At 71.9% G+C, this 19,818-nt stretch carries 18 protein-coding genes and 1 pseudogene; 5 read left to right on the top strand and 14 right to left on the bottom strand.

Annotated features, from left to right (window positions below):
- Positions 1 to 18: 18 nt before the first annotated feature.
- The 6 genes from MICAU_RS07820 to MICAU_RS07795 form a co-directional block, all read right to left on the bottom strand.
- Positions 19 to 1,461 (bottom strand): alpha/beta hydrolase, encoded by a 1,443-nt coding sequence (locus MICAU_RS07820; RefSeq protein WP_013284761.1) that lies wholly within the window; start codon positions 1,459 to 1,461, stop codon positions 19 to 21.
- A 109-nt stretch (positions 1,462 to 1,570) separates the two neighbouring features.
- The gene (locus MICAU_RS07815) at positions 1,571 to 2,212 is read right to left on the bottom strand and encodes a class I SAM-dependent DNA methyltransferase (RefSeq protein WP_013284760.1); all 642 of its coding nucleotides are present in this window, start codon (positions 2,210 to 2,212) and stop codon (positions 1,571 to 1,573) included.
- A gap of 153 nt (positions 2,213 to 2,365) precedes the next feature.
- Positions 2,366 to 3,301 carry a DUF2332 domain-containing protein gene (locus MICAU_RS07810; protein ID WP_013284759.1) on the bottom strand — a complete coding sequence of 312 codons (936 nt, stop codon included), beginning with the start codon at positions 3,299 to 3,301 and terminating at the stop codon, positions 2,366 to 2,368.
- Between the two features lie 48 nt (positions 3,302 to 3,349).
- Positions 3,350 to 3,529 (bottom strand): hypothetical protein, encoded by a 180-nt coding sequence (locus MICAU_RS31740; RefSeq protein WP_013284758.1) that lies wholly within the window; start codon positions 3,527 to 3,529, stop codon positions 3,350 to 3,352.
- 211 nt (positions 3,530 to 3,740) lie between these two features.
- Positions 3,741 to 3,920 carry a hypothetical protein gene (locus MICAU_RS07800; RefSeq protein WP_013284757.1) on the bottom strand — a complete coding sequence of 60 codons (180 nt, stop codon included), beginning with the start codon at positions 3,918 to 3,920 and terminating at the stop codon, positions 3,741 to 3,743.
- Positions 3,917 to 4,105, bottom strand: coding sequence for a hypothetical protein (locus tag MICAU_RS07795; RefSeq protein ID WP_013284756.1), 189 nt, complete (start codon positions 4,103 to 4,105; stop codon positions 3,917 to 3,919). Before MICAU_RS07795 ends, MICAU_RS07800 begins: the two co-directional genes overlap by 4 nt.
- 81 nt (positions 4,106 to 4,186) lie before the next feature.
- Between MICAU_RS07795 and MICAU_RS07790 the strand changes: the two genes are divergently transcribed.
- Together MICAU_RS07790 and MICAU_RS31735 are read left to right on the top strand one after the other, a co-directional pair.
- Positions 4,187 to 5,077, top strand: a complete 891-nt coding sequence (locus MICAU_RS07790) for a DUF5753 domain-containing protein (protein ID WP_145754706.1) — start codon at positions 4,187 to 4,189, stop codon at positions 5,075 to 5,077.
- A 17-nt stretch (positions 5,078 to 5,094) separates the two neighbouring features.
- Positions 5,095 to 5,283 (top strand): DUF397 domain-containing protein, encoded by a 189-nt coding sequence (locus MICAU_RS31735; RefSeq protein ID WP_013284754.1) that lies wholly within the window; start codon positions 5,095 to 5,097, stop codon positions 5,281 to 5,283.
- Between the two features lie 107 nt (positions 5,284 to 5,390).
- On the opposite strand, the gene MICAU_RS33630 is transcribed toward MICAU_RS31735, so the two are convergent.
- The 3 genes from MICAU_RS33630 to nrdR all read right to left on the bottom strand — a co-directional run bounded on the left by MICAU_RS33630 (position 5,391) and on the right by nrdR (position 9,200).
- A complete protein-coding gene (locus MICAU_RS33630) occupies positions 5,391 to 5,627 on the bottom strand; it encodes a DUF2188 domain-containing protein (RefSeq protein ID WP_013284753.1) in 237 nt (78 codons plus the stop codon).
- 139 nt (positions 5,628 to 5,766) lie between these two features.
- Positions 5,767 to 8,661 carry a vitamin B12-dependent ribonucleotide reductase gene (locus MICAU_RS07785; protein ID WP_013284752.1) on the bottom strand — a complete coding sequence of 965 codons (2,895 nt, stop codon included), beginning with the start codon at positions 8,659 to 8,661 and terminating at the stop codon, positions 5,767 to 5,769.
- A gap of 38 nt (positions 8,662 to 8,699) precedes the next feature.
- Positions 8,700 to 9,200, bottom strand: coding sequence for a transcriptional regulator NrdR (nrdR, locus tag MICAU_RS07780; RefSeq protein ID WP_013284751.1), 501 nt, complete (start codon positions 9,198 to 9,200; stop codon positions 8,700 to 8,702).
- A gap of 489 nt (positions 9,201 to 9,689) precedes the next feature.
- Between nrdR and lexA the strand changes: the two genes are divergently transcribed.
- Positions 9,690 to 10,472 carry a transcriptional repressor LexA gene (gene lexA, locus MICAU_RS07775; protein WP_013284750.1) on the top strand — a complete coding sequence of 261 codons (783 nt, stop codon included), beginning with the start codon at positions 9,690 to 9,692 and terminating at the stop codon, positions 10,470 to 10,472.
- 53 nt (positions 10,473 to 10,525) lie between these two features.
- Here lexA and MICAU_RS32645 read toward each other — a convergent pair whose 3' ends face one another.
- Positions 10,526 to 12,280 carry a hypothetical protein gene (locus MICAU_RS32645; protein ID WP_013284749.1) on the bottom strand — a complete coding sequence of 585 codons (1,755 nt, stop codon included), beginning with the start codon at positions 12,278 to 12,280 and terminating at the stop codon, positions 10,526 to 10,528.
- A gap of 50 nt (positions 12,281 to 12,330) precedes the next feature.
- Positions 12,331 to 13,794 (bottom strand): GTPase HflX, encoded by a 1,464-nt coding sequence (hflX, locus tag MICAU_RS07765; protein ID WP_013284748.1) that lies wholly within the window; start codon positions 13,792 to 13,794, stop codon positions 12,331 to 12,333.
- 195 nt (positions 13,795 to 13,989) lie between these two features.
- On the opposite strand from hflX, the gene MICAU_RS07760 reads away from it, so the two are divergent.
- Positions 13,990 to 15,462, top strand: a complete 1,473-nt coding sequence (locus tag MICAU_RS07760) for an NAD-dependent malic enzyme (protein ID WP_013284747.1) — start codon at positions 13,990 to 13,992, stop codon at positions 15,460 to 15,462.
- A 338-nt stretch (positions 15,463 to 15,800) separates the two neighbouring features.
- Here MICAU_RS07760 and dapF read toward each other — a convergent pair whose 3' ends face one another.
- The 3 genes from dapF to MICAU_RS32370 are packed head-to-tail and all read right to left on the bottom strand — an operon-like array spanning position 15,801 to position 18,275.
- Complete coding sequence (dapF, locus tag MICAU_RS07755) at positions 15,801 to 16,646, bottom strand: diaminopimelate epimerase (RefSeq protein WP_013284746.1); 846 nt, start codon at positions 16,644 to 16,646, stop codon at positions 15,801 to 15,803.
- A 7-nt stretch (positions 16,647 to 16,653) separates the two neighbouring features.
- Positions 16,654 to 17,559 (bottom strand): tRNA (adenosine(37)-N6)-dimethylallyltransferase MiaA, encoded by a 906-nt coding sequence (gene miaA / locus MICAU_RS07750; RefSeq protein WP_013284745.1) that lies wholly within the window; start codon positions 17,557 to 17,559, stop codon positions 16,654 to 16,656.
- Positions 17,556 to 18,275, bottom strand: coding sequence for a class III extradiol ring-cleavage dioxygenase family protein (locus MICAU_RS32370; protein ID WP_013284744.1), 720 nt, complete (start codon positions 18,273 to 18,275; stop codon positions 17,556 to 17,558). The genes miaA and MICAU_RS32370 overlap by 4 nt, the downstream gene beginning before the upstream one ends.
- Positions 18,276 to 18,479: 204 nt before the next feature.
- On the opposite strand from MICAU_RS32370, the pseudogene MICAU_RS07740 reads away from it, so the two are divergent.
- A pseudogene (locus MICAU_RS07740) lies at positions 18,480 to 19,675 on the top strand (DUF349 domain-containing protein).
- Positions 19,676 to 19,818 lie beyond the last annotated feature (143 nt).

The following is a 19,818-nucleotide window of genomic DNA, read 5'->3' as shown; positions in this document are numbered from 1 at the left end:
ACGGACGCCCTGCCCGCCCTAGTTGCCGCCCGGGCCGCCGTCGGTCCGGAGGCGTTCCAGGTACGGCACGAACGCGTCGGGCCGCTCGAACATCGAACGGTGCCCGGCGCGCGGGATCACCAGATGGTCCTTGCGCGGTGCTTGAAGCTGCGCGTACCACTCGTCGAACAGGCGAAGCCGGCCCGGCACCTCCTGCGCGCCGTCCACGAAGTACGCCGGCACGGCGAGCTGCCGCACGTCACGCCGGAAGTCGACCTCCTGCAACCGGGGGTACAGCACGTCCCAGCCGTCCAGGAACCCGAACAGGTGCACCTTCTCCAGCAGGCTGTATTCGGACACGCCCAGGTTGCCGACGGTCCCGGTCTCGTCCTCGCTCGCGCCTTCCCGGTCGACCGGGAAGGCCCCGGCCTCATTGGTCAGCAACGGCTCGTACGCCCAGACGTCGCGGTAGGGCGGCGGGCCCTGCGCCGTCATCCGGTCCGCGAGCGCCGTCCGGCCGGTGCGGCGGGCCCAGGCCACGGTGTCGGCGTACTGGCTGCGATCGGCCTCGCGCAGGCTCACCACCTGCCCGACGCCCACGTAGGCGGCGAACAGCTCCGGGTGCTGTCGCACGGCGAGCAGGCCGGCGATGGTGCCGCCGGAGTGCGCGACCAGGTGGATCCGATCCCGGCCGAGCCGTTCCCGCAGGTGCCGGGCCACCGCGACCAGGTCGTCCACCTCGTCGTCCAGGCGCCAGTCCGACGGGGCGCGGAACCCCGACCAGGACCGCGGCCCGCCGGCACGGTCCCACACGGCCACCACGAAGCGCTGCTCCAGTTCGGGCAGATGGCGGCGAACCCCGCCGATCTCCGAGCCGCCCGGTGGCCCGGGCACCACGAGCAGTACCGGGGCGCTGCGGTCCGTACCCCTGATCAGCAGGCCCAGCTCGCGCCCGGAGGAGTCGACGGTGTCGAAGCGGGCGATGCCGCCGGGGATCGGGTCGGTGCGGCCCGGCACGGCCGCGCCGACGGTGACCAGCGCGAGCAGCGCGGCCAGCAGACCGACGCCGATCCGGCCCAGCCGGCGCGGCACCGGCCGGCGCGGCGGCACCGCGTCGAGGCGGCGAGCCAGTCCGGCGCCGTAGGCGGCACCGACCAGCAGCGGCAACAAGCTCAGCAGACCGTGTACGCCCCGGCCGGCGAGCAGCGCCACGACGCCGAAGCCGGACAGGCGCGGACGGTCGACGGTCGGCCCGCGCAGCCGCAGCCGGACCAGCTCGACGGCCACCGCGAAGATCACCGGCGCGACGAGCATGAACCAGCGGGACCGGCTCAGCCACCCGGCGGCCAGCCCGACGGCGAGGCTCACCGCGACGGAGACGAGTGCCGCGCCCACCGTGCCGGGCCCGCGCGGGGTCCACCAGCCGGCGGCAACGCCCCAGATCAACGGCAGCATCGACGCGAGGAGCACCCGGGCGCGCATGACGTCTCCCTCCGCCGAGATCGTCAACCCTAGCCAGGGCGACCACTCTTCGCTGCCCCACCCTCACGTGCGGTACAGGTCGGGTGTCGGCTGAGTGCTGCCGGAGAGTTCAGTCGGCCGGACGCTGCGCGAGCAGGAACGCCTGGGGCTGCCGCTCGCCGCCGACCGGCGCGCGGACCGTCGTCGCCGACACCGCGAACCCGGCCGTCGCGACCTGTGCGGCCAGCCGATCCGGCGGCAACCAGTGCACGTCGAGGTCGACCTGGTGGCCGTACGCCTGCGTCCGCCGGTCGAGCCGGTCGCCGGCCTTCACCGCGAGCAGCAGGTGACCGCCCGGAGCGAGCACGCGATGGAAACCGGCGAACACCTCGGGCAGCAGCTCCGGTGGCAGGTGGATGACCGAGTACCAGGAGACCAGCCCGGCCAGCGACCCGTCGGGCGCGGTCAGCTCGGCGAGCGAGCCGACCTCGAAGCGCAGGTCCGGGTACGCGCGGCGGGCCACCGCCACCATGCCGGGCGACAGATCGACGCCGCAGATGTCGAGGCCGAGCCGGTGCAGGTGGGCGGTGACGCGACCGGTGCCGCAGCCCACCTCCAGCACGGGACGGCCCGGCCCGACAGTCTCGGCGAACGCGGCGAGCAGGGCCCGGTCCAACGGCGGCTCCACCACATCGGGCAGCAGCCGCGCGTAGTCCTCGGCGACCGTGTCGTAGGCGGCACGCGTCTCGACCAGCCAGGCAGGTTCGGTCACGCCCGCCGACCCTAGTTCACCGCCTGCCCGACCTGCCCGACCTGCCCGACCTTCGTTGACCATGAAGTTGGCGGCCGTCGCGTCGGCGTGTCGCACCGCCAACTTCATGATCGCCGCGCGCCGGGACAGGGCGGGCCGGGCGGGGCGGGTGGGTCAGCGGAACCAGGTGAGGGACTGGCCGTGGCCTGTCGTCCAGGCGAACGGGCGGCCGTCGAGGGCAAGGACGTTGTGGAAGCCTTCGGCGGGCGGCTCGGGCAAGTCGGCGTGGGGCAGGACTGACGGGTCCTCGTTGGCGATCCAGTGGCCGGGCAGCGTCCGGACCAGCGCGGTGAACGCGTCCCGGCGGGGCGGCGGCACCTGGTAGAGCACCGAACTGTGGAACACCACGAGCGTCGCCCCGGCCGGAGCCTGCGCTGCCAGCGCCGGCAGGTCGTCGACCAGGTCACCGCGTACCAGCAGGGGCGGATCGGCCGCCGCGACGGCAGCCGCGGCGCGCAGCCGTTCCCGGCGGTGCCGGTGTTCCGGCCAGATCAGCGCGTCCAGCCAGGCCACGTCGGCCGGGTCGGTGACGTCGAGCGGGTTCACGTCCAGCCCGGCCCGCCACACCACTTCCGGGCGCCGCCGCGGCGGATCGGTGCCGGTCAGGTCACAGTCGAGCACCGGCTCGCCCTCGCCGACCTGCCGGTCGCCGTAGCGGTAGGCGTACCGGTCCGGGTAGAGGCACAGCCCGGCGGACGCGCCCACCTCCAGCAACGCCAGCGGCTGCGGCAACGCGGCGAGCACCGGCAGCAGCACCGCGCAGCGCCCCGCCTCGTTCGTCTGCGTCGCCCGCACCCGCATCTGCGCCGCGACGTCCGGCCAGTGCGCGATCACGTACGCGCGGAACGCCGCCGGGTCGTCCACCGGCCCGCCGCGCAGCCGCACCACCCCGAACAGCAGGTTCGGCTGACGCTTGGCCGGTGGCAGCGTGTCGAGCAGGGCGAGCAGCTCCGGGTCACCGGCGACCGCCCGCGACAACCGCTCGTACGCCGGGGACACGCCGCGTGTCTCACGCTCGGCGAAGACCCGATAGATGTCGGTCGTGCTCATCCCCCGAGCATTCCAGCTCGCGTACACGATGGTCTGTGACAGTGGGCACTACGGCCGTTTCGGCCGACGGGGACGAAGTCCCCGGGAGATCTCCTCCAGGTGCCGCTGTTGGTGCTCGCGCACCATGGCCTCCCAGACCTCCTGGTCGAAGTCAGGATCGAGCGGCACCCACCGGTGCGAGCCGTCGCAGTAATGAAACCGTTCGTCGCCCGGCCGAATGACACTCATCGCACCCACCCGAGGAAGCGCTGATGCAACACCCCGGCCGGCACCCAGGTCAGATCCTCCGCCGCCCACACCAGATAAGACCCCATATACAAGCCCAACGACACCGGCGCTCCGGCGAACTCGGCCCGCAGCTCACGACGCCGCGTCGGGCAGGGCCACGGAGCGCCACACCCACCGCAGCTCCACACCGGAAGAACCGGCCCGTGGGTGGTCACCGGAGGCCGTCCAGGAAGCGCCGGGTGGCGGTCCGCGCCTGCCGGCGGGCCGCCCATTCGACCTGCTGACAGGGGTACGGAGACAGGCGCGCCCACCATGCCCGGCACCCCGTGCAGAAGCCGTCGAGGCCGGGTACGTGCACCGATAGGATCTGCCGGACCTGCGACTCCGTCACGTCTGCTCCTCTCCCGGCCAGTGGCCGCGACGGATCGGGATGCGATGGCGTACGCGGCACGGCAGTTCCGCACCGCAGCGGCAGATCCGCCGCCACCGCCGCCAGGACCACACCGGACGGTGCCGCCGGGCGAGGGTCAGCGCGACCGCCACCACGTACTCCTCGTACGACACACGAGCGCGCATGCCGCCTCCCAAATTTAGACTTCCAATTTGGAAGTCCAACTAGACTAAAAGTTGGACTCCTGTTTTGGAACCCTGCCGAGCGTGTCGCGTCATCTCGATGCGGAGGGCGATAATCAGCCGATGGTCAACCCGACAATCCAGCGCAGGCGGCTCGGACTCGCGCTCAAGCGGGCTCGGGAGCACGCCGGCAGGACGCAGGACGAGGCGGCAGCAGTCATCGATGCCGCAGCGAGCAAGATCAGCCGCATCGAGCTGGGCCAGTCGGGCATCAAGCTGACCGACCTGCATCTCCTGCTCGACCTGTACGGCGTTACGGGCGAGGAAGCCGAGCCGTTACGGGAACTCGCTCGTGCCGGGCGCCAGCGAGGGCGGTGGAGCACATACCGCAACGCCGTACCCGATTGGTTCCGCCAGTACCTCGACCTTGAGGGTGACGCGTCGGAGATCCGCTGGTACCAACCGGAGGTCGTTCCCGGCATCCTCCAGACCGAGCCCTACATCCGCGCGATGAACGCCACCGCCCACCCGCGCCCCAACGACGAGGATCTGGACCGAACGGTTGCCATCAGACTTGAGCGGCAGGCGATCTTGCGTCAGGACGGCGGCCCGGAGCTGAGCTTCATCCTGAGCGAATCCGCGCTCCGGCGGAACATCGGTGACGTCGACACCATGAGCGACCAACTCCGCCACCTCGTGGAGGTGAGCAACCAGCCGAACGTCTCGCTCCAGGTCTTCCCCTTCGACGCGCAGACCTACGAAACGGCGTCCTTCAACTTCATCATCCTGCGCTTCGGCGACGACGCCGGCTCGGATGTGATCTACGTAGAGACGTTCACGGACGCGGATTACCTCGACCGACCGGACGCGGTGCGGGCCTACACTCGGCTGTGGGACCGGCTCCGTGCCGCCGCGCTCGGGCCGGTAGAGTCGCGCAAGCTCATCCGGCAACTGGCGGATGAGCTGGCACGCTGACGGAACTGGAGGTGGCCGTGACAAGCCCGGATCGCCTCGGCCTCAAGTGGCGCAAGTCGAGTCGCAGCGACAACAACGGCGGCGCGTGCGTAGAGGTTGCCGCCGTCAGCGAGAACATCCTGATCCGCGACAGCAAGGATGCGGCCGGTCCCGTTCTACGCTTCGGGCGTCAGGCATGGCAGGCGTTCCTCCGGACTCTGCCCTGAACCCGGACCTGCCGGTACACACACTTCACCGCTGGCCCTTAAGCCAGCCGCGAGGACGAATGAGGGCAAGCAGGGCGCACGCCTTCGCGTACGCCCCGGCCTTCTAGTCAGCGTGAGTCACGGGGCGGATTCGGATCGTTTCCGTAGCTGTCTCGCTCACGGATTTGACCGTTTCTGCCGTGAAGGTAGAACTCCGTCTGGTCCGCCCGGGCTACTGGCCGCCCAGCCCTCTCGGCTTCCGCCTGAGTCGGGTGCAGCGACGATGCCCGCTGATTTCCCTCCCGGACCACAGCCCACTCGCCGTCGCGAGGGACGACATGAACAGGTTTGGCCTTATCAGCCATGACTTTCTCCACTCCTACTCGATTAACTTGCTTGACCGAGCCGGGAGGAGCGAAGATCTGTCTCTGCAAGGAAACAGGTCGGGTTCCATCCCGGCTCACGAGCCCCGGGCGCGCCAACGCCCGGGGCTCGTTGCTTTCGTCAGCTGCAGCCGCTGGTGGAGCCGCAGCCCTCGCAGACGTAGCAGCTACCGGCGGGCCGCATCTTCGTGCCGCAGGTGAAGCAGAGCGGCGCGTCGGCGGCCTTGCCGATCACGGCCTCCAGCAGTTCGGTGCTGGAACCCACCGACGGCGCGGGCTTCACCGCCGCGGCGTCGGCCATCTCCTGCGCCGGCTGCGCGATCGGGCCGGTCTTCGGCTCGGGCGCCTCGACCGGGGCGGAGGCGGCCATCGCGGTGAGGTCCGCACCGCTCGCCTCCGCCTCCGCCTCGGCCCGGAGTTGGGCGGCGCGCTCCTTGGCGGTGAAGATGCCCAGCTCGGCGCGGCGGTCGTACGGCAGGAAGTCCAGCGCCAGGCGACGGAAGATGTAGTCCATCACCGAGGCGGCCATCCGCACGTCCGGGTCGTCGGTCATGCCGGCCGGCTCGAAGCGCATGTTGGTGAACTTGCTGACGTACGTCTCCAGCGGGACGCCGTACTGGAGACCGATGGAGATGGCCACCGAGAAGGCGTCCATCACACCGGCCAGGGTCGAGCCCTGCTTCGACATCTTGAGGAAGACCTCGCCGAGGCCGTCGTCCGGGTAGGACGAGGCGGTGAGGTAGCCCTCCGCGCCGCCGACCGAGAAGGAGACCGTCTGCGACGGGCGCTTCTTCGGCAGCCGCTTGCGCACCGGGCGGTACTCGACGACCTTCTCCACGACCTTCTCGACCTCGGCGGCCGGGGCCTGCGTCTCGGCGGTGGCCTTGTTCGGCTTGGCGGCCGACAGCGGCTGGCCGACCTTGCAGTTGTCCCGGTAGATCGCCAGCGCCTTGAGGCCGAGCTTCCAGCCCTCGAAGTAGATCTTCTCGACGTCCTCGACGGTGGCCTGCTCCGGCATGTTCACCGTCTTGGAGATGGCGCCGGAGATGAACGGCTGGACGGCCGCCATCATCCGCACGTGACCCATCGGCGCGATCGAGCGCTCGCCCATGGCGCAGTCGAAGACCGGGTAGTGCTCCGGCTTCAGGCCCGGGGCGTCCACCACGTGGCCGTGGTCGGCGATGTGCTCGACGATCGCCTCGACCTGCTCCTCGGGGTAGCCGAGGCTGCGCAGGGCGCGCGGCACGGTCTGGTTGACGATCTGCATCGAGCCGCCGCCGACCAGCTTCTTGAACTTCACCAGTGCCAGGTCCGGCTCGACACCGGTGGTGTCGCAGTCCATCATCAGGCCGATGGTGCCGGTCGGGGCGAGCACGCTGGCCTGCGAGTTGCGCCAGCCGAACTTGTCACCGAGCTTGTTGCCCAGCGTCCACTGCTTGGTGGCCTCGCGCTGCACGGCGGTGGCCACGGTGCCGGTCGCCTTGATCGCGTCGTTGGCGGCGGCGTGCTTGCGCATGACCCGCTTGTGCGGCTCGGCGTTGCGGGCGTAGCCGTCGTACGGGCCGACGATGCCGGCCAGCTCGGCGGAACGGCGGTAGGCGGTGCCGGTCATCAGCGAGGTGATCGCGGCGGACACCTCCCGGCCCTGCTCCGAGTCGTACGGCAGGCCGGAGGCCATCAGCAGCGCGCCCAGGTTGGCGTACCCGATGCCGAGCTGCCGGTAGGCGCGGGTGGTCTCACCGATCTTCTCGGTCGGGAAGTCGGCGAAGCAGATCGAGATGTCCATCGCGGTGATGACGAACTCGACCGACTTGACGAACTTCTCCACCTCGAAGCCGCCGTCGGCGCGGAGGAACTTCATCAGGTTCAGCGAGGCCAGGTTGCACGAGGAGTTGTCCAGGTGCAGGTACTCCGAGCACGGGTTCGACGCGGTGATCCGCCCGGTCTCCGGACAGGTGTGCCAGTCGTTGATGGTGTCGTCGTACTGCAGGCCCGGGTCGGCGCACTCCCAGGCCGCCTGGGAGATGGTGTGGAACAGCTTCTTGGCGTCGATCGTCTCGATGGTCTGCCCGTCGAGCCGGCCGCGCAGGTCGAAGCCGCCGCCGTTCTCCACCGCGGTCATGAACTCGTCGGAGACGCGGACCGAGTTGTTGGCGTTCTGGTACTGCACGCTGACGATGTCGGCGCCGCCCAGGTCCATGTCGAACCCGGCGTCCCGCAGCGCGCGGATCTTGTCCTCCTCGCGCGCCTTGGTCGCCACGAACTCCTCGATGTCCGGGTGGTCCACGTCGAGGATGACCATCTTCGCCGCGCGCCGGGTGGCGCCACCGGACTTGATGGTGCCGGCGGAGGCGTCCGCGCCGCGCATGAAGCTGACCGGACCGGAGGCGGTGCCGCCGGAGGAGAGCAGCTCCTTCGAGGAACGGATCCGGGAGAGGTTGACCCCGGCGCCGGAGCCGCCCTGGAAGATCCGCCCCTCCTCCTTGTACCAGTCGAGGATCGAGTCCATCGAGTCGTCGACGGAGAGGATGAAGCAGGCGCTGACCTGCTGCGGCGACGGCGTGCCGACGTTGAACCACACCGGCGAGTTGAAGCTGAACACCTGGTGCAGCAGCATCCAGGTCAGCTCGTGCGCGAACACCTCGGCGTCGGCCGGGGTGGCGAAGTAGCCGTACTCCTCACCGGCGGTGCGGTAGGTCTCGACCACCCGGTCGATCAGCTGCCGCAGCGACCACTCCCGCTCCGGGGTCCCCACCGCGCCCCGGAAGTACTTGGTGGTCACGATGTTCGCCGCGTTCACCGACCAGGACTCGGGGAACTCCACCCCGCGCTGCTCGAAGTTGATCGAGCCGTCCCGCCAGTTCGTCATGACGACGTCGCGGCGCTCCCAGGCGACCTCGTCGTAGGGATGCACCCCCTCGGTCGTCCAGACGCGCTCGATCTTCAGCCCCGCCCCGGCCTTGTTCCGTGACTTGCTGGTCGTCACGCCCTCGCCCCCCTCGTCGGCAACGGTCACCCACCGCGCCTCGTGTGCCTGTCAGAAACCCGTGAATGTCAGCTGATCGCGCCGGCGGCGTCCGCCGCACCGGCACCGGCGCCCTCCCGGGCGCGCGCGGCGGCCCGCAGCGTCTCGATCTCGCGCTCGAAGTCGGCGAGCGAGTCGAAGGACCGGTAGACGCTGGCGAACCGCATGTAGGCCACCTCGTCGAGGTCACGCAACGGGCCGAGGATGGCCAGGCCCACCTCGTGGCTGGGGATCTCGGCCGCCCCCTTGGCCCGCACGGTCTCCTCGACCTTCTGTGCCAGCAGCGCGATCGAGTCGTCGTCGACCGGGCGCCCCTGGCACGCCTTGCGCACCCCACCGATGATCTTCGTACGGCTGAACGGCTCGGTCACCCCGCTGCGCTTGACCACCGCGAGCACCGCCTCCTCGACGGTGGTGAACCGCTTGCCGCACTCCGGGCACGACCGTCGCCGCCGGATGAGCTGGCCGTCGTCGGCCTCCCGCGAGTCGACCACCCGGGAGTCGGCGTGCCGGCAGTACGGACACCGCATTCGCCCGACCTCCTCCGTCGATCGCGGGCACACCTACCGGCTCCCGGGCACGCGTCGACACGGCGGGGCCATCGTCCGATGACCGTCGCCGAGTGCGCGGTGCGGGAGTGCGTTCGGTAGTCGAACCCAACCTGTAGGCAACTTACGCCCGTGTGACTACTACATCTAGGGGTCGACCGTATGCCGAACCCCAAGCGAGGTCAAGTTGGCGGGCGTGTCCGGCGCGTCATCAGGATCACGCCCGGCACGACGCCACCGAGGAGCCCAACGGACGGCCTCCCGTGCTAGTCACGGGCGGCCGGGATAGAACATCCGTTCGAGCGGCGTACTCTTCTATCAGAACACCAGTTCGGAAATCCAGGAATTCGGCGCGACACGCCGACAGCAGGTCGTACAGATGTTTGAAAATGGCCGATCTCACCTATACGGTCAGACCACACGCACCACGAGCCGACGAGGCACCCCAGCGCCGACCAGGGAGGGACGGACGTGACCGAGGACCGGGCCAGCCGGCAGAAGAACCCGCAGCCGAACGACGGGGCGGGTCCTCCGGCGACCCGTCGCCCCCGCACCGCCCGCAGCCGCACCGCCCCCGCGGCGGTGCGTCCGGTCACCCCGGTGGTGAGCAGCTTCCCCGACCCGGCGACCGTCGACCTGACCGCCCGGCAGCGGCGGATCCTGGAGTTCATCCGCAACTGGGTCGAGCGCCACGGCTACCCGCCGAGCGTGCGCGAGATCGGCGAGGCGGTCGGGCTGGTGTCCCCGTCCAGCGTCGCCTACCAGCTCAAGGAGCTGGAGAAGAAGGGCTTCCTGCGCCGCGACCCGAACCGTCCGCGCGCCGTCGACGTCCGCGCGCCGGGCGAGGCGGACGACGAGGCGGCCCGCGCGCAGCGGCCCGCCCCGGCGTACGTGCCGATGCTGGGCCGCATCGCCGCCGGTGGGCCGATCCTGGCCGAGCAGGCGGTGGAGGACATCTTCCCCCTCCCCCGCGAGCTGGTCGGTGAGGGCGAGGTCTTCATGCTCCAGGTCAAGGGCGACTCGATGCTCGACGCGGCGATCTGCGACGGTGACTGGGTGGTCGTCCGGCAGCAGCCGAACGCCGAGGTCGGCGACATCGTGGCCGCCATGCTCGACGGTGAGGCGACGGTGAAGACCTACCGGCGGCGGGACGGGCACGTCTGGCTGATGCCGCAGAACCCGGCCTTCGACCCGATCCCCGGTGACGACGCCACCATCATGGGCCGCGTGGTGGCGGTCCTGCGCCGCATCTGACCGACAGCAGCGAAAGGGGTGACCGTCGCCGGTCACCCCTTTTCCGTGTCGTCTCAGTAGCGATCGCCGCGGTACTCCCGGCCACCGCCGGACACCGGGCCGTACCGGCCCTGGTCGTCGTAACCGTCGCGACGCCCGCCACGCGGCTCCTGTCCGCGGCGCGGCGGCTCGGCCCGGCCGCCCTCCGCGCGCGGCCCGCCGCCGTTCGGCTGGCCGCGGTATCCGGCCCCGCCCGGGCCGCCGCCGTAGCCGCCACCCGGGCCGCCACGACCCGGACTGCCCTGGCCGCCGCCACCCGGGCCGCCACGACCGGGACCGCCCTGGCCTGCGCCCGGTCCGCCCTGGCCTCCGCCGCCGTAGACGCCGCCTCCGCGCCCTCCGCCGCCGGCCGGGGCTCCGCCGCCGCCGTAGACGCCGCCGCCCTGCGGACGGCCCGCGCCCGGAGGACGGCCACCACCCTGGCCGCGACCGCCGTCCTGAGGGCCGCCGCCGTACACGCCGCCGCCTTGCCGGCCACCGCCGTAGACACCGCCGGACGCCGGGCGGTCGCCGTTGGCCGCGCCGCCGTAGACGCCGCCCTGACCGCCGCCGTAGACACCGCCGCGCGGGGCGTCCGGCCGTTCGCCCGACGGGAAGCCGTTGTTCACCGGGAACTCGCCGCTGTGCTCGGGCTCGTCGGCCGGCGCCCGGGGCGCCGGCTTGCGCCGTGCCCGCAGGATGCCGAAGACGCCCGCGCCGACCAGAAGCGCGCCGAGCACTCCGACCGCCGCGATCAGGTACGTGATCTCGTCGAGCGAGAGCCCTTCGAGCCAGGACTTCTCGGCGGACGCCTTGGTCTCGGCCTTGCCGCCGTTCGGCAGCGCCTCGGCGCCGGTGGTCGACGGGGTGTAGCTGAGGATGTCGATCGGATCCGACTCGTCGAGCGTGCCGCCGTCGGAGACGGTGACGAACGTCTTGCCGTCCGGCGTGTAGGAGATCGCCTCGCCGAACGGGTCGGCCAGCGGGGTGACCCGGGGCTTGCCGGTGGTGATCGCCTTGACGACGTCGCCGCCGGCCACGTCGAACTCGAACGCGTCGGCGTACGTGCGCAGCACGACCTTGCTGCCGTCGGGCGAGCGGGCGGCGCCGGTGACCAGCAAACGCCCTGGCCGACCGTACCTGTTCTCGGTACTGGTCGGGGGTAGCGTGACCTCGCCGACCTTCTTCATCGGGATCGGCTCGGTGTCACCGCTCGCCTTCAGCTTCGCCGTCGGGGTGAAGATCTCCGACTTGCCGGAGAGATCCTTGGTGATCACCAGCGGCATGTTGTCGTCGCCGACGAGCAGGGCCTCCGCGTCGTGCGGCTCCTTGCCCGGGTAGCTGAGCCGGTGCAGCACCGGCTGCTTCGAGCCGCTCAGCGGCATCGTCCAGACCGCTACCCGCTCCCGGCGCGTCTTCTTCTCCACGTTGTCGCCCGTGTCGGCGATCCAGAGGGTCTTGCGGTCCGGGCTGAGCGCGAGGTCCTCGGTGTCGAGCGGCCCGTCACCGGAGTAACGGACCTCCTTGTCGACCTTGCACTTGGTGTCCAGGTAGAACACCCGCTTGCGGCTGGGGTCGTCCGAGCCGTCGTTGATCACGACGTACCCGTTGCTGGTGGCCACCAGACCGGACAGCTCGCGGAGGCGATTGTCCTCGACAGTGCACTTCTTCTTGGGAGCCGCGGCCAGCACGGGGGCCGCGGCGGGAGCCGCCGGGGCCGGCCCGGCCGGCGCCACGACCGCGCCGACCAGGCCGAGCGCGAGCGTGACCGAGGAGACAACGTGCCGCATGACGCTCAGTGTCGCACGGCGCGGGTTTCCGGCGGGTGACGCCGGACGGCTCACCGCCCGGCGCCCACCCGCTCGTCGCTGGTCAGCCGGTCACCCGCCCGGTACGGCGCGAGTTCCGCGGCCAGACCCTCGCTGACCCGCACGTGCACCAGCGTGCCCTCGGGCAGGTGCGCGGTGCTGAGCACCTCACCCTGCCGGTGCACCCGGGAGACCAGGTCACCCCGGTCGTACGGGAGCACCGCGCGTACCTCGACCGCAGGCCGGGGCAGCCGCCGCTCGACGGCCTCGCGCATCTCGTCGATCCCGCGCCCGCTGTGGGCGGAGACGAAGACCGCGTCCGGCCAGAGCCGCTTGAGCCGCAGCATCGTCTCCTCGTCGGTGGCGTCGGTCTTGTTCACCACCAGGAGTTCCGGCAGCCGGTCCGCGCCCACCTCGGCGAGCACCTCGCGTACCGCCCGGACCTGCTCCTCCGGGTCCGGGTGGGTGCCGTCGACCACGTGCACGACCAGGTCGGCGTCGGCGACCTCCTCCAGCGTCGAGCGGAACGCCTCGACGATCTGGTGCGGCAGGTGCCGGACGAACCCGACCGTGTCGGACAGCGTGTAGAGCCGGCCGTCGGACGTGGTGGCCCGGCGGGTGGTCGGGTCCAGCGTGGCGAACAGCGCGTTCTCCACCAGCACACCCGCCCCGGTCAGGCGGTTGAGCAGGCTGGACTTGCCGGCGTTCGTGTAGCCGGCGATGGCCACCGCGGGAACCGCGTTACGGGTACGCCGGGCGCGCTTGGTCTGGCGTACCGTCGCCATGCTCTTGATCTCGCGGCGCAGCCGCGCGATGCGGTGGCGGATGCGCCGCCGGTCGGTCTCCAGCTTGGTCTCACCGGGACCACGCAGACCCACGCCGCCGCCGGCGCCACCGCCGCGGCCGCTACCACCGGTCTGCCGGGACAGCGTCTCGCCCCAGCCGCGCAGGCGCGGCAGCAGGTATTCGAGCTGGGCCAGCTCGACCTGCGCCTTGCCCTCCTTGCTCTTGGCGTGCTGGGCGAAGATGTCGAGGATCAGGGCGGTCCGGTCGACCACCTTGACCTTGGTGCGCTGCTCCAGGTTGCGCAGCTGCGACGGCGACAGCTCACCGTCGCAGATGATCGTGTCGGCGCCGGTGGACAGCGCCACCGCACCCAGGTCGTCGACCTTGCCGCGGCCGATGTACGTGGCCGGGTCGGGCCGGTGACGACGCTGGATCAGCCCTTCGAGCACCTGCGAACCGGCCGTCTCGGCCAGCGCCGCCAGCTCGGTGAGGCTGTTGTCGGCGTCGGACTGGGTGCCCTCGGTCCAGACCCCCACGAGGACGACCCGCTCCAGCCGGAGCTGACGGTATTCGACCTCGGTGATGTCTGTGAGTTCGGTGGAGAGGCCGGGGACCCGCCGCAGCGCCTGCCGCTCCGACAGCTCGTACTCGCCGGTGGTGGCGTCGAACTCGTCGTCGGTGTAGGGATGGAAGGTCTCCTGCTCGCGCAAATGCGTCTCCTGTCCGTTTTGGGCAACGCCGAGAATTTTCGGCGCGTGACAGCAATCCTGACATGTGACAACGCCGGACGCACCTGTGTTATGCCCGTGACGCTACCGACGGGTAGCGGGGGCGGATGCCGGGCGACCTGGGCGGGCGAGTAGAAATGCCAGTCGAGCCGCTCAGCGCCGACGGAGGAGTTTCTCGTGGCCAACACCCGACTGCCGAGTGCCGGATTCTCCATCACCATCCGGATCGCGGTACCCGCCGACGCCTCCTCCATCGGCCGGCTCACCACCGCCGCCGGTGAGGCCGGGGCCATCGTCACCGCGCTGGACGTGGTCGACTCCGACCCCGCGCACGTGATCGTCGACCTCACCTGCGACACCGCCGACGCCGGCCACGCCGACCAGGTCGTCGACGCGCTCACCGCGCTCGACGGGGTGGACGTCCGCAAGGTCTCCGACCGCACCTTCCTGCTGCACCTCGGCGGCAAGATCGAGGTCACCCCGAAGGTCGCGCTGCGCACCCGCGACGAGCTGTCCCGCGCGTACACCCCGGGCGTGGCCCGGGTCTGCATGGCGATCGCGGAGAACCCGGCCGACGCGCGCCGGCTCACCATCAAGCGCAACACCGTCGCCGTGGTCAGCGACGGCACCGCGGTGCTCGGCCTGGGCAACCTCGGGCCGGCCGCGTCGCTGCCGGTGATGGAGGGCAAGGCGGCGCTGTTCAAGCGCTTCGGCGGGGTGGACGCCTGGCCGGTCGTGCTGGACACCCAGGACACCGACGAGATCGTGGCGATCGTCAAGGCGATCGCGCCCGCGTACGGCGGCATCAACCTGGAGGACATCGCCGCGCCGCGCTGCTTCGAGATCGAGGCCCGGCTGCGCGAGGCCCTGGACATCCCGGTCTTCCACGACGACCAGCACGGCACCGCGATCTGCGTGCTGGCCGCGCTGACGAACGCGTTGCGCGTCGTGGGCAAGCAGCTCGCGGACGTCCGGGTCGTGGTCTCCGGCGCCGGCGCGGCCGGCACCGCGATCATGAAGCTGCTGCTGCGCCAGGGCGTGGGCGACATCATCGCGTACGACCGCCAGGGCGCCCTGCACCGCGGACTGCCGGACCTCAACCCGGCCTGGCAGTGGCTGGCCGAGAACACCAACAAGGAGAACTACTCCGGTGACCTGGCCGGGGCGGTACGCGGCGCGGACGTGTTCATCGGCGTGAGCGCGCCGAACCTGCTCACCGGCGAGGACGTCGCCGCGATGGCGAAGGACTCGATCGTCTTCGCGCTCGCCAACCCCGACCCGGAGGTGGACCCGCGGGAGGCGCGCAAGTACGCCGCGGTGGTCGCCACCGGCCGCTCGGACCAGCCGAACCAGATCAACAACGTGCTCGCCTTCCCCGGCGTGTTCCGCGGCATGCTCGACGCGCACGCCGAGGAGTTCACCGAGGAGATGGCGCTCGCCGCCGCGCGGGCCATCGCGGACGTGGTCGGCGAAGACAAGATCAACCCGACGGTGATCGTGCCGAGCGTCTTCGACTCCCGGGTCGCCCCGGCCGTGGCCGCCGCGGTACGGGCCGCCGCGCAGAACCCGGCCGCGACGCCGGCCCCGGCGGCCGACCCGGGCCCGGCCGACCTCCCCGAGATCGCCGCCAACGCCAGCGCCACCCCCTGACGCACCGCAGCTTGATCGACTCCACTTCCCCGAAGTGGCGGCATCATCACCCTTGATCAACACCAGTTCCCCGAAGTGGCGGCATCAGAGGCTCCGCGATATGACCACTTCGCCGAGCTGGTGTTGATCACGCTGGGCGACCGTGCGCCGGCGGAAGCGGGGGCCACGGCTGCCAGGGCCGCCGACACCACTCACCATGCGCGTGTTGACCAAGGAGTTCGCGTCACCGAAGCACCGGGAATCCGCCACAAACTCCTTGATCACGGGGGCGGGAGGGCGGGCGGCACCGGGCGGGGCCGGGCCGGGCCGGGGCGGGGCGGGCCGGGGCAGGGCGCGGGCTACGGGTGCAGGGCGGCGGGGGTCAGGGTGCCTGTCGCCACCAGGACGGCGGGGCCGGAGAGCCAGCAGGAATCGGCTGTCACGGTGACCGTCAGACGCCCGCCTGGCACGTCCACAGTCATCGTGCCGGTGTCCAGGCCGGCGTCGCGCAACGCCACCGCCGCCACCGCGCACGCGCCGGTGCCGCAGGACAGCGTCTCGGCCGAGCCGCGCTCGTACACCCGCATCAGCACGTGCCCGTCGGTGCCGTCGACCGGCTCGCCCGGCGTAGTGAACTCGACGTTCACCCCGGACGGGAACGTCGAGGCGTCCACCTCGGGCGCGCGGGTCAGGTCGAGGGCCGTCAGCTCCAGCGCGGCGGGCAGCGCGCACACCAGGTGCGGGTTGCCGACGTCCACGGCGGTGCCGGGCAGCGTCAGCCCGCCGAGCGTGGCGGTGGCCGTGTCGTACAGCCGGGGGCGGCGCATCTCGACCGCCACGTCCTCGCCCTCGACGCGGGCCCGCACCAGGCCGGCGCGGGTCGCGATCGGCAGCGTCCCGCCCGACGGGGCTGTGAGCGAACGGTCCAGCAGGTAGCGGACGAACACGCGGGCCCCGTTGCCGCACATCTCGGCGAACGAGCCGTCGGAGTTCCAGTAGTCCATGAACCACTCGGCCTCACCGGCGAGCGCGACGCCCTCGGGGTGCTTGGCGGCGCGTACGACACGCAGCACGCCGTCGCCGCCGAGGCCGCGCCGCCTGTCGCAGAGCGCGGCGACCAGGCCGGGTGTCAGGTCGAGGGTGCCGTCCGGGTCGGGCAGGATGACGAAGTCGTTGCCGGTGCCGTGACCCTTGGTGAACTCCACGCCCCCATCATGGCCGATGCTCGGCGACCACCCGCAGGGCAGTGTCGAGAAACGCGGGCGACGCCGAATCCAGCCAGTGCACGCGCGGGTCACGCCGGAACCAGGAGCGCTGCCGCCGCACGAACCGGCGGGTGGCGCGGATCGTCTCCTCGTGCGCCTGCGCCTCGGTCAGCTCTCCGGCGAGGAACCGCAGCACCTGCTGGTAGCCGAGCGCCCGGCTCGCCGTCCGCCCCTCGGGCAGCCCTTCGCCGACCAGCGCCCGCACCTCGTCGACCAGGCCGTCGGCCCACATCCGGTCCACCCGCAGCGCGATCCGCTCGTCCAGCAGTGCCGTGTCCAGGTCCACGCCGAGCTGCACGGACGGGTAGTACGGCGTGGGCGACGGCAGCGACGCGGTGAACGGCGCGCCGGTCAGCTCGATCACCTCCAGCGCCCGCACGATCCGCCGCCCGTTGGTGGGCAGGATGCTCGCCGCCGCGCCCGGGTCGGCCTCGGTCAGCCGCGCGTGCAGCGGCAGGGGGCCCACCGCGGCGAGTTCCGCCTCCAGCCGCTCCCGCAGCGCCGGGTCGGTGCCGGGGAACTCGAACTTCTCCAGCACCGCCCGCACGTACAGCCCGGAGCCGCCCACCAGCAGCGGCACCCGTCCCCGCGCCAGCATGTCGTCGACCGCAGCGCGGGCCAACGTCTGGTACTCGGCGACGCTGGCCGGCACGGTCACCGGCCAGATGTCCAGCAGGTGGTGCGGCACGCCCTCGCGTTCGGCCGGCGTCAGCTTCGCGGTGCCGATGTCCATGCCCCGGTAGAGCTGCATCGAGTCGGCGTTCACCACCTCGCCGTCGAGCGCGTGCGCCAGTGCGATGCTCAGCGCCGACTTCCCGGCCGCGGTCGGCCCGACCACCGCCACGACCGTCATGCCCGCTCCCAGTTCGCCACGAAGTAGGCGACGCCGTAGGGGGCGCGGTGGTAGCTCAGCTCGCCGCGCCAGTCGCCGCCCGCCGCCCGGGCCGCGCCGGCCAGCACCTGCCACGGCGCCCGCCCGGCGACCCTCAGCTCCGCCGACAGCCCCGGGTCCAGGCCGAGCAACGCATCGGCGTCCGCGCCGGCCAGGGCCGCGGCGGCCCCCTCGTCGTACGCCTCGGCGCGCGGATCGTCGTACCCCGGCGCCTTGACGCCCCGGCAGGCGGACCCGTCGCCGAGCACGAGCAGCGCGACCCGCGGATCGTCGTCGTCGATCAGGCTCGCGCCGAACTCCGCGCACTCGGCCGGTGTGGCGTCGTGCGCCACCGACCGGGCCAGGCGGGGCAGCTCGGTGCCGGAGCGGTTGAGCAGCCAGGCGCCGACGGTCAGGCTCAGCGGCAGGCGCTCCCCGCCGGAGCAGGAGATCTTCCACAGCCGCACCGGCCGGTCGAGCCCGAAGCCGCGCAGGGAGCCCCAGTCGGCGGCGTTGAACCGGACGGTCTCCGGCCCGCCGCCGACGAGCAGGATCGCCTCGGGGCCGGCGGCGAGCAGCCGGGCCACAGCGGCGTCGGCGGCGGCGCGCAGGTCGTCCAGCTCGGGCGCGGCGGCGCCGGCCAGCTCGGGCACGATCAACGGTGGGTGGGGGCAGACGGCGGCGGCGACCAGGGACACGCCCCCAAACCTATCGGGATCCCCCGGTGCGTCCCCGCGCCGATCCGGTCATCGGGGGCGTACAACACCGTATGGTCACGGTCGGCGACAGGCGCTCGACACGGACGGGGGCGGACCTGTGACAATGCCGGGAGAAAGTTTGCTGCGCCGTGGCGGCGAACGAGGGGGCTGTCCCCTCGACGCCGGGAGAACGAGGATGGGCACATGAGCGACTGGACTGCCTTCGGACGGGTCGACGAGGACGGCACCGTCTACGTCAAGACCGCCGAGGGCGAGCGGGTGGTCGGATCCTGGCAGGCAGGGGCACCGGAGGAAGGGCTCGCCCACTTCGCCCGGCGCTACGCCGACCTGGTGACCGAGGTCGACCTGACCGAGGCGCGGCTCAACTCGGGCGCGGCTGATGCCGGCCACTCCCTGACCACGATCCGCCGGATCCGTGGGTCGCTGGCCGAGGCGCACGTCGTCGGTGACATCGACGCCCTTGCCGCCCGCCTGGACAAGCTGGCCACCGTCGCCGAGGAGAAGGCCGGCGAGGCCAAGGCCGCCCGCGAGGCCGCCCGGGGCGAGGCGCTGGCGCGCAAGACCGCCCTGGTCGAGGAGGCCGAGAAGCTGGCCGCCGAGTCGACCGGCTGGAAGACCGCCGGTGACCGGCTCAAGGAGATCCTCGACGAGTGGAAGACCATCCGCGGCGTCGACAAGAAAGCCGACGGTGAGCTGTGGAAGCGGTTCGCCGCCGCACGGGACGGCTTCACCCGCCGCCGGGGCGCCCACTTCGCCTCCCTCGACCAGCAGCGCAAGCAGGCGCAGACGGTCAAGGAGGAGCTGGTCGCCGAGGCGGAGAAGCTCAAGGACTCCAGCGACTGGGGCGTCACCGCCGGTCAGCTCAAGGACCTGATGGCCCAGTGGAAGGCCGCACCGCGCGCCGCCAAGGAGGCCGAGCAGAAGCTCTGGGAACGGTTCCGCGCCGCGCAGGACGAGTTCTTCACCCGCCGCAGCGAGGTCTTCTCCGCCCGCGACAACGAGCAGCGGGCCAACCTGGAGCGTAAGCAGGCGCTGCTGGCCGAGGCCGAGGCGCTGGATGTCGACGGCGACCCGAAGGGCGCCCAGGCGAAGCTGCGGGAGATCCAGGCGCAGTGGCACGAGGCCGGCCGGGTGCCGCGCGAGGCCGCCGCCGGGCTGGAGCGCCGGCTGCGGGCCGTGGACGACAAGGTCCGCGACGTGATGGACTCGGCGTGGCGGCGTACCTCCAAGGAGGACAACCCGCTGCTGGCGCAGATGCGCGCCCAGGTCGCCGAGGCCGAGGACCGGCTGGCCCGGGCCCAGGCCGCCGGATCAAGGAGGCCGAGCAGGCGCTCGCCTCGAAGCGGCAGTTCCTCCAGCTCGCCGAGCAGGCCGGCTGACGCGAGCACCCCGGCCGGGCAGGCCGGCGGACAGACACATCGGGTGAGCCCCCGGCCGGGTCGGCCGGGGGCTCACCTGCGTCCGGGCCGGGTTGACGCATCGAGGCAGGCTGATCAGAATGAGCGGCGGAGCCAGGTTCCGG

Origin of the sequence: Micromonospora aurantiaca ATCC 27029, from assembly GCF_000145235.1 — a bacterium.
In the GTDB taxonomy this organism is placed as follows: domain Bacteria; phylum Actinomycetota; class Actinomycetes; order Mycobacteriales; family Micromonosporaceae; genus Micromonospora; species Micromonospora aurantiaca.
Note: the sequence above shows the minus strand (reverse complement) of the source record. Positions and strands in the feature narration are given on the sequence as shown.